Annotated in this window: 15 protein-coding genes and 1 riboswitch; of the genes, 10 read left to right on the top strand and 5 right to left on the bottom strand. The window is 73.4% G+C overall.

From position 1 onward, the window contains the following. Positions 1 to 24: 24 nt before the first annotated feature. The 3 genes from ACPU2J_RS12820 (at position 25) to ACPU2J_RS12810 (ending at position 1,210) form a co-directional block, all read left to right on the top strand. Entirely contained in the window at positions 25 to 345 is a 321-nt protein-coding gene (locus ACPU2J_RS12820; RefSeq protein WP_361605058.1) for a DUF3618 domain-containing protein, read from the top strand. Between the two features lie 43 nt (positions 346 to 388). Next, entirely contained in the window at positions 389 to 730 is a 342-nt protein-coding gene (locus tag ACPU2J_RS12815) for a GroES family chaperonin (RefSeq protein ID WP_030009035.1), read from the top strand. 56 nt (positions 731 to 786) lie between these two features. Continuing rightward, a riboswitch (guanidine-III (ykkC-III) riboswitch) is annotated at positions 787 to 858 on the top strand. A gap of 31 nt (positions 859 to 889) precedes the next feature. Then, on the top strand, positions 890 to 1,210 hold the full coding sequence (locus ACPU2J_RS12810) for a DMT family transporter (protein ID WP_030009036.1): 321 nt from the start codon (positions 890 to 892) through the stop codon (positions 1,208 to 1,210). Positions 1,211 to 1,266: 56 nt separating this feature from the next. On the opposite strand, the gene ACPU2J_RS12805 is transcribed toward ACPU2J_RS12810, so the two are convergent. Next, positions 1,267 to 3,702 (bottom strand): transglycosylase domain-containing protein, encoded by a 2,436-nt coding sequence (locus ACPU2J_RS12805; RefSeq protein ID WP_423833274.1) that lies wholly within the window; start codon positions 3,700 to 3,702, stop codon positions 1,267 to 1,269. 175 nt (positions 3,703 to 3,877) lie between these two features. Here ACPU2J_RS12805 and ACPU2J_RS12800 point away from each other — a divergent pair, with 175 nt between their 5' ends. The 5 genes from ACPU2J_RS12800 to ACPU2J_RS12780 all read left to right on the top strand — a co-directional run bounded on the left by ACPU2J_RS12800 (position 3,878) and on the right by ACPU2J_RS12780 (position 9,452). Continuing rightward, positions 3,878 to 4,693, top strand: a complete 816-nt coding sequence (locus ACPU2J_RS12800) for an ABC transporter permease (protein ID WP_420080677.1) — start codon at positions 3,878 to 3,880, stop codon at positions 4,691 to 4,693. Beyond that, positions 4,686 to 5,618 carry an ABC transporter permease gene (locus tag ACPU2J_RS12795; protein ID WP_423833273.1) on the top strand — a complete coding sequence of 311 codons (933 nt, stop codon included), beginning with the start codon at positions 4,686 to 4,688 and terminating at the stop codon, positions 5,616 to 5,618. The genes ACPU2J_RS12800 and ACPU2J_RS12795 overlap by 8 nt, the downstream gene beginning before the upstream one ends. A gap of 5 nt (positions 5,619 to 5,623) precedes the next feature. After that, positions 5,624 to 6,592, top strand: coding sequence for an ABC transporter ATP-binding protein (locus tag ACPU2J_RS12790; protein WP_420082426.1), 969 nt, complete (start codon positions 5,624 to 5,626; stop codon positions 6,590 to 6,592). A gap of 158 nt (positions 6,593 to 6,750) precedes the next feature. Next, positions 6,751 to 7,443: a DUF1707 SHOCT-like domain-containing protein gene (locus ACPU2J_RS12785; RefSeq protein WP_420080679.1), complete on the top strand. Its 693-nt coding sequence runs from the start codon at positions 6,751 to 6,753 to the stop codon at positions 7,441 to 7,443. A 614-nt stretch (positions 7,444 to 8,057) separates the two neighbouring features. After that, a complete protein-coding gene (locus ACPU2J_RS12780; protein ID WP_423833272.1) occupies positions 8,058 to 9,452 on the top strand; it encodes a DUF445 domain-containing protein in 1,395 nt (464 codons plus the stop codon). Here ACPU2J_RS12780 and ACPU2J_RS12775 read toward each other — a convergent pair. Both ACPU2J_RS12775 and ACPU2J_RS12770 read right to left on the bottom strand, forming a co-directional pair. Further along, positions 9,422 to 10,444, bottom strand: a complete 1,023-nt coding sequence (locus ACPU2J_RS12775; RefSeq protein ID WP_420080681.1) for a hypothetical protein — start codon at positions 10,442 to 10,444, stop codon at positions 9,422 to 9,424. The two genes, ACPU2J_RS12780 and ACPU2J_RS12775, sit on opposite strands and share 31 nt — an antisense overlap. 35 nt (positions 10,445 to 10,479) lie before the next feature. Beyond that, positions 10,480 to 11,016: a GNAT family N-acetyltransferase gene (locus ACPU2J_RS12770; protein ID WP_361606122.1), complete on the bottom strand. Its 537-nt coding sequence runs from the start codon at positions 11,014 to 11,016 to the stop codon at positions 10,480 to 10,482. 186 nt (positions 11,017 to 11,202) lie between these two features. Here ACPU2J_RS12770 and ACPU2J_RS12765 point away from each other — a divergent pair, with 186 nt between their 5' ends. Together ACPU2J_RS12765 and ACPU2J_RS12760 are read left to right on the top strand one after the other, a co-directional pair. Beyond that, the gene (locus tag ACPU2J_RS12765) at positions 11,203 to 11,394 is read left to right on the top strand and encodes a hypothetical protein (RefSeq protein ID WP_361606119.1); all 192 of its coding nucleotides are present in this window, start codon (positions 11,203 to 11,205) and stop codon (positions 11,392 to 11,394) included. Between the two features lie 39 nt (positions 11,395 to 11,433). Further along, positions 11,434 to 11,736, top strand: a complete 303-nt coding sequence (locus ACPU2J_RS12760) for a hypothetical protein (protein ID WP_420080682.1) — start codon at positions 11,434 to 11,436, stop codon at positions 11,734 to 11,736. Between the two features lie 49 nt (positions 11,737 to 11,785). Here the strand turns inward: ACPU2J_RS12760 and ACPU2J_RS12755 are convergent, their stop codons facing one another. Together ACPU2J_RS12755 and ACPU2J_RS12750 are read right to left on the bottom strand one after the other, a co-directional pair. Beyond that, positions 11,786 to 12,169 carry a very short patch repair endonuclease gene (locus ACPU2J_RS12755; RefSeq protein ID WP_423834958.1) on the bottom strand — a complete coding sequence of 128 codons (384 nt, stop codon included), beginning with the start codon at positions 12,167 to 12,169 and terminating at the stop codon, positions 11,786 to 11,788. Between the two features lie 272 nt (positions 12,170 to 12,441). Beyond that, positions 12,442 to 13,437: an SEC-C domain-containing protein gene (locus tag ACPU2J_RS12750; protein ID WP_361606110.1), complete on the bottom strand. Its 996-nt coding sequence runs from the start codon at positions 13,435 to 13,437 to the stop codon at positions 12,442 to 12,444. Between the last annotated feature and the right edge of the window lie 5 nt (positions 13,438 to 13,442).

The following is a 13,442-nucleotide window of genomic DNA, read 5'->3' as shown; positions in this document are numbered from 1 at the left end:
GACCACGACGACGGAGGATGCGCGGTGTCGGAAGCCAGGACCCCCGCCCAGATCGAGGCGGACATCGTGCGTCGCCGCGAGCAGCTCGCGGAGACGCTGGACGAGATCGGCGTCCGCGTGCACCCCAAGACGATCATCGGGGACGCGCGCGCCAAGGTCGAGTCGAAGGTGGACCAGACCGCGGGCCGGGCCCTCGCCACGGTGAACCGGCTGGTGACGGACGTGCGGGACGGTCTGCGCCACGACGACGGCGCCCCGCGCCTGGAGCGCATCGTGCCCGTGGCGCTGGTCGCGGTGGGCCTGGTCGGGCTGGTCCTGGTGTCGGCACGCCGCAAGCGCGGATGACCCTGCGGGGTACGGGGCGGCCCCGGACAGGTAGGTTCGGGGCGTGAGCGAGAACACCACCCACGACAAGCTGCCCATCCGCATGCTGCACGACCGCGTGCTCGTGAAGTCCGACCTGCCCGAGGGCGAGCGGCGCTCGGGCGGCGGGATCCTGATCCCCGCGACGGCCGCCGTGGGCAAGCGGCTGGCCTGGGCCGAGGTGGTCGCGGTCGGGCAGAACGTCCGGACCGTGGAGCCCGGCGACCGGGTGCTGTACGACCCGGAGGACCGCGCCGAGGTGGAGGTGCGGGGTGCGACGTACGTGCTGATGCGCGAGCGGGACCTGCACGCCGTGGCCGCCGAGCGGCTGGAGGGATCGGAGGACTCCACCGGGCTGTACCTCTGAGGGGCGCGGCAGCGGGATGAGAGAAAGGGCTGGTGGCGCAGGTCACCGGCCCTTTTGGCTGCCCTTTGCTACGGTGGTGGGGAACCCCGACGAGACGCGCCGTACCGGGTACGACAAGACGACGCACCCCGTATCGCTCGATGTCTCGGAGGTGCCGTCATGGCATGGGTTCTTCTTCTCGTCGCCGGTCTGCTCGAGGTCGGCTGGTCGATCGGCATGAAGTTCACCGACGGGTTCACCCGGCTGTGGCCGAGCGTGTTCACGGGTGCCGGGATCGTCGCGAGCATGGTGCTGCTGTCGTACGCCGCGAAGACCCTGCCGATCGGTACCGCGTACGGGGTGTGGGTGGGCATCGGTGCCGCCGGCGCCGCCGTGCTCGGGATGGCGGTGCTGGGTGAGCCCGTCACCGCCGCCCGGATCTTCTTCATCTGTCTGCTGCTGGTCGCCGTGGTGGGGCTGAAGGCGACCTCCGGTCACTGACCCGGCCCAAGCCGGCCCCGACCCGACCGACCCCGGCCGACCCGCGCCGGGGCCGGTCACTCCAGGAACGCGGACGGCGGGCGGTAGTCCTCGGCGGGCCCGCCGTTCGTCGCTCCGCCGGTGCTGCCCCACGTGCCCCCGGTGGCGCCGCCGTTGTCCTGGCCGCCCTGGGAGCGCCCGCCGTCCTGGCCGCCCTGGGTCTGTCCGCCCTGGGTCCGGCCGCCGCTGCCCTGGCCGCCGTCGCTCCGGCCGCCGCCGCCGTCCTGCCCGGCGTTGGCCTGCCCCGCGTTGGCCTGCCCGCCCTGGCTTCGGCCGCCGTCCCGGCCGCCGTCGCCCTGGTCGCCGTCGGGCGGGGTGGGCCGCTGCGGGGGCGGCGGTGTGCCGTCCTCACCGGGGGTCTGCCACGGCGGGCCGGTCTCGGTGGAGGGCGGCGGGGGCGGTGCGGCACCGGGCTGGAGGTCGAGTTCGAAGTCGACGGGGTCGGTGCCCTCCAGGGCGGTCTTGGTGTAGGCCGCCCAGATCCGGGCCGGGTAGCCGCCTCCGCTGATGCGCTGCTCGCCGAGCGCCCCGTACAGGGACTGGAGGGTCCCGGTGTCGGGGTCCTGGCCCATCATCGCGACGACGGTGACCAGGTCGGGGGTGTAGGCGGCGAACCAGGCGGAGCGGTCCAGTTCGCCGGTGCCGGTCTTGCCCGCGGCGGGGTGCCCGGCGGCGAGGGCCGCCGTACCGGTGCCGTTGTCCACGACGCTGACCAGCATGGACGTGGTGGTGTCGGCCGCTTCGCGGCTGATGGCCTGGACGGGGGTGCGCTCGGGCAGGGGGATCGTGTCGCCGCCCTTGGTGATCTTCTGGACGAGGGTGTAGGGGGTGCGTCGGCCGTGGTCGGCGAGGGTCGCGTACGCCTGGGCCATGTCCAGGACGCTGGCCTGGAGGGTGCCGAGGGCCATGGCGGGCCCGGTGACGAAGTTCGGGGTGTCCTCCGGGATGCCGAGGTCGATCGCGGTCCGTTTGACGGCCGCGGGGCCGACGTCGACGGCCATCTGCGCGTAGACGGCGTTGACGGAGAGGTCGGTGGCGGTGTTGACGGTGATGTTCCCGTACGAGACCTGGCCCTCGTTCTCCGGGGCGAAGCGCACCCGGGAGCCGACGACGGGGCGCTTGTTGTCGCCGTTGTAGACGGTGTTGGGGGTGATCCTGCGGCCGTCCTGGGTGCGGGAGCCGTTCTCGACGGCGGACGCGAAGACGAACGGCTTGAAGGTGGAGGCGACCTGGTAGTCGTGGCGGGTCGCGTTGTTGACGTACTGGCGGGTGTAGTCGACGCCGCCGTACATCGCGACGACCTCGCCGGTGGCCGGGTCGATGGAGACGCCGCCGGCCCGCACCAGCCGGTCGGCCTTGTTCTTCTCGGGGTCGAGCCGGGCGGCCATCCGGTCGTCGACGGCGGCGACGAGGGCGGCCTGGCGGCGCTTGTCGAAGGTGGCGGTGATGCGGTAGCCGCCCTCGGCGAGGGTCTTCTCGTCGAGGATGCCGTGCTCGACGACGTAGTCCTTGACCGCCTCGACGAGGTAGCCGCGCTGGCCGGACAGTCCCGCCGCCGCCCGCACCTTGCCGGGTTCGGGGAAGGTGGTCGCCGCGCGGGCGGAGGGCGTCAGCCAGCCCTTCTTGACCATGCCGTCGAGCACGTAGTTCCAGCGGGCGAGGGCCCGGCCGCGGCTCTGCGGGTGGGAGACGACGTCGAAGGCGCTGGGGGAGTTGAGCAGGGTGGCGAGGTAGGCCCCCTCGGCGGTGGTGAGGGCGCTGACGTCCTTGCCGTAGTAGGCCTGGGCGGCGGCCTGGACGCCGTAGGCGTTGCGGCCGAAGTAGCTGGTGTTGAGGTATCCCTCGAGGATGTAGTTCTTGGACTTCTCGCGGCCCAGCTTGATCGCGATGAAGAACTCCTTGGCCTTGCGTTTGATGGTCTGTTCCTGGCCGAGGTAGTAGTTCTTGACGTACTGCTGGGTGATGGTCGAGCCGGACTGGGTGCCCTTTCCGGTCGCCGTGTTCCAGGCGGCGCGGACCATCGCCTTGGGGTCCACCGCCCGTTCGGAGTGGAAGTCGCGGTCCTCCGCGGCGAGTACGGCCTCCTGGACGGTCCGGGGGACCTGCGAGAGCGGCACGTTGACGCGGTTGACCTCGCCGTCGCGGGCGAGTTGCGAGCCGTCGGAGTAGAGGTAGACGTTCGACTGGGCGGTGGCGGCGGCGTTGGCCGGCGGGATGTCGACGAGCAGGTAGCCGGCGACCAGGGCGCCGCCGAGCAGGATCGCGAGCAGCAGGACGCCGCCCAGGAGCATGCGCCAGGTCGGGAGCAGGCGGCGCCGGCCGGTGCGCGGGCGGCGGATCTTCCCGCCGGGCGGGTCGGCCTGCCGCTGCCCGCGGGGGGTGTCCGCGGACGCCTGGTGCGGGATGTCCGGGTCGCGAGGGGTCCAGCCCGGGTTCGGTGACCGGTCGCTCATCTCCAGAACTCCTCGGCGCTGTTCGAAATATCCACTTCTGTACCTCATGGTGTCTACCCGATGGCCGGTCGGCTCCGCTCCGGACGGGCATAAAACGGTCGCGTGGCTCGCCCCACCGCACTAAGCTCGCGCGCTTTGGCCGACGTAGGAACGACCGGGAATTCGGAGGGATACGGTGCGCTGGAGAGTGCGGCTCTACCTGGCGGTCGCGGCAGGCGGGTTCCGGCGGTATGCCACCTACGGGACGGCCACGGCGGCCGGGGTGTTCACCAACACCGTCTTCGGCTTCATCGTCGCGTTCACGTTCGTCGCCCTGTGGGAGGAGCGGCCCGGGCTCGGCGGCTACGACCAGGCGGAGGCGCTGACCTTCGTATGGGTGAGCCAGTCGCTGCTGGCGGCAGGGGCGTTGATCGGCGGCGGCTTCCACGAGGAGCTCCAGGAACGGGTCCGGACCGGCGACATCGCCGTCGACCTGTACCGGCCGGTGGACCTGCAGATGTGGTGGCTCGCGGCCGACCTGGGCCGGGCGGCCTTCCAGTTGCTGGGGCGCGGCCTGGTCCCGCTGGCGGCCGGGGCGCTGGCCTTCCGGCTGGCGCTGCCCGCGGACCCGTCGCGCTGGCTGCTGTTCCTCGTGTCCGTCGGGTTCGGGCTCGTGGTCGGCTTCGCGCTGCGCTACCTGCTGGGGCTGCTGGCCTTCTGGCTGATGGACGGGTCCGGGATCAACATGATGGCCACCGTCGTCTCGATCTTCTTCTCGGGGATGCTGCTGCCGCTGACGGTCTTCCCGGGCGGCTTCGGCGAGTTCGTCCGGATGCTTCCGTGGGCGGCGGTGCTCCAGGTGCCGCTGGACGTGCTGCTCGGCAAGAACGCGGGGGCCGGCGGGGCGGCCGGGGCGCTGGCCTTCCAGGCGGGGTGGGCGCTCGTACTGCTGGGCGCGGGGCGGGTGTTGCAGTCGACGGCGACGCGGAAGGTGGTGGTCCAGGGTGGCTGAGGTCACGGCGTCCGAGGTCGCGGCGGAGGCGGCTGCCGGCGACGTCCCGGAGGGCGCGGGGCGGGACGGGTGCCGGCGGGACGGGTACGCGGCGGCGCGCGCGGCGGGTCCGTACGGCCGGGTCCGGGAGGGGCTGCGTGGCTACGGGCTGATCGCGTCGATGTGGATCCGTTCGACGCTGACGTACCGGACGTCCTTCGTCCTCGCGGTCCTCGGGAACGCGGCCCTCACCTCGCTCGACTTCATCGCGATCTACATCATGTTCTCCCACGTGGACGTCCTCGGAGGCTTCACGCTGGCCGAGGTCGCCCTCCTGTACGGCTCCTCGTCGGCGTCGCTGGCCCTGGCCGGGCTGCTGATGGGGAACACCGACCGGATCGGCGCCCGGATCCGCGACGGCTCCCTGGACACCATGCTGGTGCGGCCCGTCCCGGTGCTCGCACAGGTCGCCGCGGACCGCTTCGCGCTGCGCCGGCTCGGCCGGATCCTCCAGGGGCTGGCGGTGCTTTCCTGGGCCGTCCACGCCCTGGACCTGGACTGGACGCCGGCGAAGGCGCTGCTGGTGGCCGTGATGGTGGTGGCGGGCGCGGCGATCTTCGCGGCGGTGATGGTGGCCGGAGCCGCCTTCCAGTTCCTCGCCGGGGACGCGGCGGAGGTGCAGAACTCCTTCACCTACGGGGGCGCCACCATGCTCCAGTACCCGCCGACGGTCTTCACCCAGGAACTGCTGCGCGGGGTGACCTTCGTCGTCCCGCTGGCCTTCGTCAACTGGCTGCCCGCACTGCACGTGCTGGGGCGGCCGGATCCGTTGGGACTGCCCGGGTGGGTCGCGTACCTGAGCCCCGTGGTGGCCCTGGCGGTGTTCGTGCCCGCGTCGCTGGCCTGGCGCGCGGGAGTCCGTTCGTACCGGAGCACGGGGAGCTAGCCGTGGTGGACGAGGTGCTGATCCGGCTGGACCGGGTCGAGAAGGTCTTCGACGTGAGGCGCCGGGTGGGCCGGATGCGCCGGGAGAAACGCCAGGTCAGGGCGGTGGACGGGATCAGCTTCGAGGTCGCCCGCGGCGAGGTCGTCGGCTACATCGGCCCCAACGGCGCGGGCAAGTCCACCACCATCAAGATGCTCACCGGCATCCTCACCCCGAGCGGCGGCCGGCTGCGGGTGGCCGGCATCGACCCGGCACGGGAACGGGTGCGGCTCGCCCACCGCATCGGGGTGGTGTTCGGGCAGCGCACCACACTGTGGTGGGACCTGCCGCTGAAGGACTCGTACGAGCTGGTGCGCCGCATGTACCGGGTGCCGGACAAGCGGTACGCGGAGAACCTGGAGCGGTGCGTGGACCGCCTGGACCTGGCGGAGCTGCTGGACGTCCCGGTGCGGCAGCTGTCGCTGGGCCAGCGGATGCGCGGGGACATCGCGGCGGCGCTGCTGCACGACCCCGACGTGCTGTACCTGGACGAGCCGACGATCGGGCTGGACGTGGTGAGCAAGGCCAAGGTGCGCGGCTTCCTGCGGCAGCTGAACCAGGAGCTCGGCACGACGGTGCTGCTCACCACGCACGACCTCCAGGACATCGAGCAGCTCTGCGAGCGGGTGATGGTGATCGACCACGGCCGCCTCGTGTACGACGGCCCGCTGGGCGGGCTGCACGCGGCGGGCGGGGCGGGGGCCGGCGAGCGGACGCTGGTGGTGGACCTGGAACGGGAGACGGCGCCGATCGCCGTGGAGGGGGCGCGGGTGGTGAAGGTGGAGGGCCCGCGGCAGTGGCTGGCGTTCCCGGCGGGCGCGTCGGCGGCCCCGCTGGTGGCGGCGGTGGCGGCCCGCTACCCGCTGGTGGACCTGTCGGTGCGGGAGCCGGACATCGAGGACGTGATCGCGCGGATGTACGCGGGGCGGGACTGAGGCGGGTGGCGGGGCCGCGTCCGGAGCGGCCCGGGGGAGCGGGCGGGTCTGTCGGGGGAGCCGGCCGGTCTGTCGGGGGCGGTCTCAGGGCTCGCTCCGGGACGATCTCAGGGGAGTACCCGTACAACTCCCGGCCGAGCCTGCCTAGTCTGGTGCGCATGAGTGACGAGCGGCCGGAGAAGCCGTTGCCGGAGAAGGCGGTGCCGCAGAAGGCGCAGCCGGAGCTGAGGGCGTCCGACGCCGACCGGGACCGAGTAGCGGAGCGCCTGCGGGACGCCCTGGCCGAGGGTCGGCTCGACATGGGGGAGTTCGAGGAACGGCTGGAAGCGGTCTACGCGTCCCGGACGTACGCCGAGCTGGAACCGCTGACGCGGGACCTGCCGTCGCCGGCGGGCCAGGCCGGCGCGCCGACGGCCGCGGCGGGCGGCGGCGCGGAGCCTTGGCAGGGCCGGATCGGCGGGTCGGGCAGCTCGGCGCTGGCGGTGGCGGTCATGTCGGGCTTCCAGCGCAAGGGCCACTGGACGGTGCCGGCCCGCTTCGACGCGGTGGCGTTCTGGGGCGGGGGCGAACTGGACCTGCGCGAGGCGGACTTCGCCCGGTCCGAGGTGGTGATCAACTGCGTCGCCATCATGGGCGGCATCGAGATCACGGTGCCGCCGGGCGTCGACGTGGACGTCCGCGGCTTCGGCTTCATGGGCGCGTTCGACCAGCGCGACTCCCCGGGCCCGCGCCGCCCGGGCGCGCCCCGGGTGGTGGTGACGGGCTTCGCGTTCTGGGGCGGCGTGGAGGTCAAGGTGAAGCCCCCGAAGCGGCCCCTGGGCGGCGGCCCGTCCCTCCGCAAGGAACTCTGACCTGCCGTTGTCCTGGCCGGGCGGGTTTGGCTGCGCCGGGTCGGTGTTCTGTCTGTGGGGCGGTGTCGTGGTGCGGCCGGGCCGTGGGGGGTGTGGGGTGGGGCCCCGGTGGAGTGTCTCCTCGGCTCGGCGCGTGCGGGTGGGTCGGTCTGAGGCGGGGTGGTCGCGCGCTCGTCCTGCGGGGACACTCCACCGCGTCCCCACCCCACGGCCCGTGCTTCGACACCACGGGACCGACCCCCTGGCCGTACGACGTCCGGTTGTGCTGTCGGTGCGGGGACGGGGAGGGGTGTCCCCGCAGGACGAGCGTGCAACCACCTCGCACGGGACGAACCCCGCCGCACGCGCGAGCCGAGGAGACACCCCTCCCCGGCCCCGCACCCCACCCGCACAGGAACGCATCGACCCCGCATGCTCGCGATCCGGGCCCCGCACGACCAGGCCGCACCCGCACCACCCCGCACCGGCCGATCCGGACCCCGCGGGCCCAGGCCGCACCGGCACCACCCCGCACAGGCCGATCCCGACCCCGCGGGACCACCCGGATCTGCGACCCCCCGCGGGAGCGGACGGGCGTGGCGGGAACTCCACCGGGCTCCCGGGAGTCGGATGCTATGCAGACAAAACCGGCACGCCCCGGGGGAAGGCAGGAGCACGTGGACAACCGCAACACAGCCGGAGGCGCCATCGCACCGCCACCGCCACCGCCACCACCGCCGGAGGCCCCGGCTCAGGCCCGCGGAGCGTTCGTCTTCAACGCGGCCGACGAGGAGCGCCGCCGCGGTGTGCGCCGGATGAAGGCCACCGCGACCGGCCTGCTGGTCCTGGTCGCGCTGGTGTACGTCCTGGCCAAGTACGCCCAGCACGCCTGGGGCGCGGGCGGATGGTCCGGGTACGTCGCCGCCGCGGCGGAGGCCGGCATGGTCGGCGCGCTCGCGGACTGGTTCGCCGTCACCGCCCTGTTCAAACGTCCGCTCGGCCTGCCGATCCCGCACACCGCGATCATCCCGACCAAGAAGGACCAGCTCGGGGTGACCCTGGGTGAGTTCGTCGGGGAGAACTTCCTCTCCGCCGACGTGGTCAGGGCCCGCCTGCACTCCCTCGGCATCGGGGGCCGCCTCGGCTCCTGGCTGGCCGAGCCCGCGCACGCGGACCGCGTCACCGCGGAGCTGGCCACCGCCCTGCGCGGGGCGCTGACCGTACTGCGCGACTCCGACGTCCAGGCCGTGGTGGGCGAGGCGATCACGCGGCGGGCGGAGAGCGCGGAGATCGCGCCGGGCCTCGGCAAGACCCTGCAGAAGATCGTCTCGGACGGCGGTCACCGCCGCGGCGTCGACCTGGTCTGTGCAAAGGCCCACGACTGGCTGGTCACCCATGGGGACTCGATCACGGACGCCGTGCAGGGCGGGGCTCCCGGCTGGACGCCGCGGTTCGTGGACCGCAAGGTCGGCGAGCGCGTCTACAAGGAGCTGCTCCGCTTCGTGACGGAGATGCGGGACATGCCGGAGCACCCGGCGCGCGCGGCGATCGACCGCTTCCTGCGGGACTTCGCGGCGGACCTCCAGTCGGACACGGAGACGCGGGCGAAGGTGGAGCGCCTGAAGTCCGAGATCCTGGCGCGCGACGAGGTGCAGGACGTCATCGCCTCGGCCTGGTCCGCCGTACGCTCGACGATCATCTCGGCGGCGGAGGACGAGCGGAGCGAGCTGCGGCTGCGGGTGCGGTCCTCGCTGATCTCGCTGGGTGCGCGGCTGGCCACCGACGGGCGGCTCCAGGCGAAGGTGGAGGGGTGGATCGAGGGGGCGGTCGTCTACGTCGTCACGACCTACCGGCGCGAGATCACCTCGCTGATCACGGACACGGTGGCGGCCTGGGACGCCGAGCACACCTCCCGCAAGATCGAGGCCCACATCGGTCGTGACCTGCAGTTCATCCGTATCAACGGCACGGTGGTCGGCGCCCTGGCGGGCCTGCTGATCTACACGGTGTCCAAGGCCTTCGGCGCGTAGCGGCCGGACCCGGGCCCCAGGGGCAGTTCGAGCTGGGCGTGTCCGCGGACCGTGACCCGCGGGGGTGTCGGGCGGGCCGTGCCGAGGGCGAGGAGGGCCCGGAGCGCGGCGACGACCTCCGATGTGCCGTCCCGCAGGATGCCCGGTGTGGTGCCGGCGACGAGGACGCCGTGGGCTTCCAGGCGGAGCCGGCGTCGCAGGGTGGCCTGCCAGGAGTCGCGCGTGTAGTGGTATTCGGCGGAGTCGACCTCCAGGGCCACGCCCGCCTCGGGCCAGTACGCGTCGGGGCTGGCGAGGAAGGCGCGGTCCGGGGCGTAGAGGCGGGCGTTCCACAGGGGTGCGGGCAGGTCGGTGCCGGTCAGGGCGTCGCGGGCGCGGCCCTCGGCGATGGAGCGGACCCCGGCGAGGAGTTCGGCGGCGGCCTCGCGGACGGCGGGGCGGCCGCGGATCCGGCCGGCGCGGAGTTCGGCGTGCAGGTCGTCGGGGTGGCACCAGCCGCCCTGGACGACGTTGGCGAGGACGGAGCGGACCAGGTCGGGGTCGTCGGTGCGGGCCGCGAAGTCGGTGGCGGCCCGGACGGGGCGGGTGCTGGGTACGCCGGACAGGGTGATGGTCGCGGGCCACCGGGAGGTCGTGGCGGGTCGGACGGTGCCGGCGGGGGCGACCGAGCGGGGGGCGCGCACGAGGACGTCGAGGGGTTCGGGTGGTGCGTCGCGGATCCCGAGGAGGGCGAGGGCGGCACCGCCGGTGAGGGCGGCGGTGGCTCCGGAGAGCGGGTCGGTGCCGGGCCGGGCGGCGTACAGGACGGCGGCGAGGGCGTGCTGTCGGGTGTCGGGCGGGCCGGTCTGCAGCAGGTAGACCCGGGGGAGGAGCCGCTGCCAGGGTCCTCCGCGGCGGCTGCGGCCGCTGATGGTGGCGGTGGGGACTCCGGCCCGGTGGAGCTGGTGGTGGGTGGCCATGTTCAGCTGGCGTCGGGCGATTCGGGTGATCATGCCCCGGGTATGCCCGGTGGCGCGTGGCGGGACGCTCAGGCGGCGGGGTGGTTCGGGGCGAGGAAGACGACGACGCCGTTCTCCGTGCCGGGCAGCGGCGGGACCTCGTGCCAGCCGAGCCGGTGGTAGGTGGCGACGGTGTCGGTGGCCGCGCGGGCGGTCAGCAGCCAGGCCCGGTCGTCGGGGGCGTCGGCGGTGATCTCGGCGAGGAGGGCGCGTCCGGTGCCGTGGCCGCGGGCGTGCGCGCGGACGGCGAGCTCGTCGATCTCCAGGGCGCCGACGAGCAGTTCGCGGACGCGTCGGGCGCCGAGCTGTGCGGCGACCCGGCCGTATCCGCGGTCGGTGGGGAAGGCCCGGGGGGTCAGCCATGCGGTGGCGAAGCCGTCGACGCCGATGGGCGACTGGGCGAAGGCGGTGCGGAAGCCGGGGCGGCGGCTGTCGGCCTGGAGGCGCGGGGCGAACTGGCGAATGGTTTCTTCATCCTCGTTCCAAGGCGGGGCGGAGAACACCTCGCCGTACGCGTCGGCCAGTTCGTCCACCAGGTCCAGGACCGCCGGTCCGTAACAGATCACGTGTGCAGCTCCTCGGGCCGGGCTCGGGCGGCTTCGGTCGTATCGCCCCGTCGCCGTCCGAATCTACGCCTGCCGGGCGCTTCGGCCCGCAGGTCCACAGATCCGGAGGGTGTGCGACAAATCCGACTTCCGTACGGCGCCCCGTGCCGCCCGTATCGACCGGCCCGGCCCGGCGTTGAGCCCGGTGTGCGCAACAACCTCCTGAGCCGGGCCCTGATGGGTATCACCGCGTGCGCGGTGGCGTTCTTCGTGATCCTGGGGGTGGTGGCGGTGCTCCCGCGGGCCCTCCAGGACGCCCTGCCCGACAACGTCCTCGGCGGGGCGGCCGTCGTGCTGGCGGTGGCGGCCGCGCGCCGGTTCACCCGGCGGGCGCGTTAGCCTCGAACGCAGACGTTCGAACGGCAGGAGGCCCTCACGATGGCGCAGTTCCCCACATCGGTCGTAGCCGCAGGCGGCCTGGTCGCCGGTTACGCCGCCGCACGCTGGACGGGCAAGCGCCCGCTCGGCGGCGTCGTCCTCGCGGCGGCGGGCACGCTGGCCGCCCGCGAGTGGCACCACCGCACGTCGCCGACGACGACGGCCCTGCTGGGCGCGGGCTACGTGGCGGCGTTCGCGGGCTCGCACCCCCTGGCGAAGAAGATCGGCGCCTGGCCGGCGGTCTTCACGGCGGCAGCGGCCATGGCGGCCGCCACCTACGCAGCGGCGGACCGCCAGGGGTAGTCCCCTGCCCCGCCGAAGCCCCGTCGCCATCGGTGTTCGGGGCGGACGGCTACGGCGAGGGGGACGACTGCTCCCTGGCCAGGGTGACTCTTCGCGCCACCTCTTCCGGGGATTCGTGTTCCCAGAACCGCAGCACCGTCCAGCCGGAGCCCTCCAGATGGAGCGTGGTGTCGCGGTCGCGGGCGATATTCTTCTCGAGCTTGAGCCGCCACCACTCCGCGTTCGCCTTCGGGCGCGTCGCGTGCTGGGGGCAGCCGTGCCAGAAGCATCCGTCCAGGAAGACGGCGATCCGTGCGCGGGTGAAGGCGATGTCGATCGTGCGGCGGCGCATCCCGGGTACGGGGAGGTTCACGCGATAGCGCAGGCCCGACGCGTGAAGGATGCGACGGACCGCCACCTCCTGGGTGGTGTCGCGCGAGGCCTGTCGGCTCATCCGCGCCGACACGGAGGGGGAAGAGGGCACGACACCGGTCACGTACGCATGATGTCACTCCTCCCGGCCATGGCATCGGGCGGGTGAGGGGCGGACGGGCCCGCACCGATCGATGCAGGTGCGAGCCATGACCGGTCGAAGTGCGTGCAGGCATTCATGTTCTCGCGATCACGCACGTGGGAGCAGCCTCTTCGTTGTCGGTCCGCCGCGGGACTGATCCAGTGCCTCACCGGTCCAGGGGCCTCCCGACTCCGGATGCGGGTCGCCCCGGACTACTCCCCGTGGCACTCCGCGTACGGCTTGCCCGAGGTGCACCAGCAGGTGGCGGTGGGGGTGGGGGGCCAGGGGGTGGCCTTGCCCCGGGCCGCCAGGGTGGTGGCGTACTCCGCCAGGAGGGACGGGGAGGCCGGGGAGGTGCGTTCCGATGCGGCGAAGGCCTCGTACGAGGGGACGCTCGCGGTGACGATGCCCAGGTTGGTGGTGCCCGAGGCGGCCAGGGCGCGCAGGGAGGTCTCGATGTCGCGCAGGTGCGCCTCGTGCGAGGGGTACTCCGAGGCGAGGGTCGGGTAGCCGGTCAGGAGCTCGGAGAGTTCGCGCTGCGGCCAGTGCAGGATCGCCACCGGGAAGGGGCGGGACAGGGCCGCGCGGCGGTCGCCCAGTTCCGCGCGCAGGCGGGCGATCTCGGCGCGCAGTTCGGCGGGGTCGTCGGAGCCCAGGGCCCAGATGCGTTTGGGGTCGTGGAGTTCGTCGAGGGGGATCGGGCCGATGTGGCGGGTGTCGGCGACCATGTCCCAGTCGTCGTGGGGGCGTCCGAGGAGGCGGCGTACGCGGTGGCGGCCCGTCAGGAGGGCGGTGGTGGCCGGGGTGAGCGGGGTGGAGTCCGCGATGAGGAGGGTGGCGGCCTGGGTGAAGCAGTCCTCGGCGGCCTCCAGTTCGTCGTGCGCCTCGAGGGCCTCCGCGATGACCTCCCACGGGGCGGGGTCCTTGGGGGAGGCCGTGCGGATGCCCGAGATGAGGGCGCGGGCCTCCGGCTCGTGGCCGTACTCCCAGAGGTTCGCGGCCTGGAGTGCCTTGATCAGGTGGGGGTCGGAGGGTGAGGAGGACAGGAGCCGGTCGTAGAGGGCGCTCGCCCGGTCGCGCGCGTCGCCCAGTTCGAGGTGGGCCGCGGCCTGGAGGAGCAACGGCTCCTGGTCCTCGGGGTAGCGGGTCGCCGTGCGGATGAGGCGCTCGGCTTCGGCGATGTGCTCGGCAGGCGTGTCGGGGCGCATGGTTC

It is taken from the genome of Streptomyces manipurensis, from assembly GCF_049570255.1.
In the GTDB taxonomy this organism is placed as follows: Bacteria; Actinomycetota; Actinomycetes; order Streptomycetales; family Streptomycetaceae; genus Streptomyces; species Streptomyces manipurensis.
Note: the sequence above shows the minus strand (reverse complement) of the source record. Positions and strands in the feature narration are given on the sequence as shown.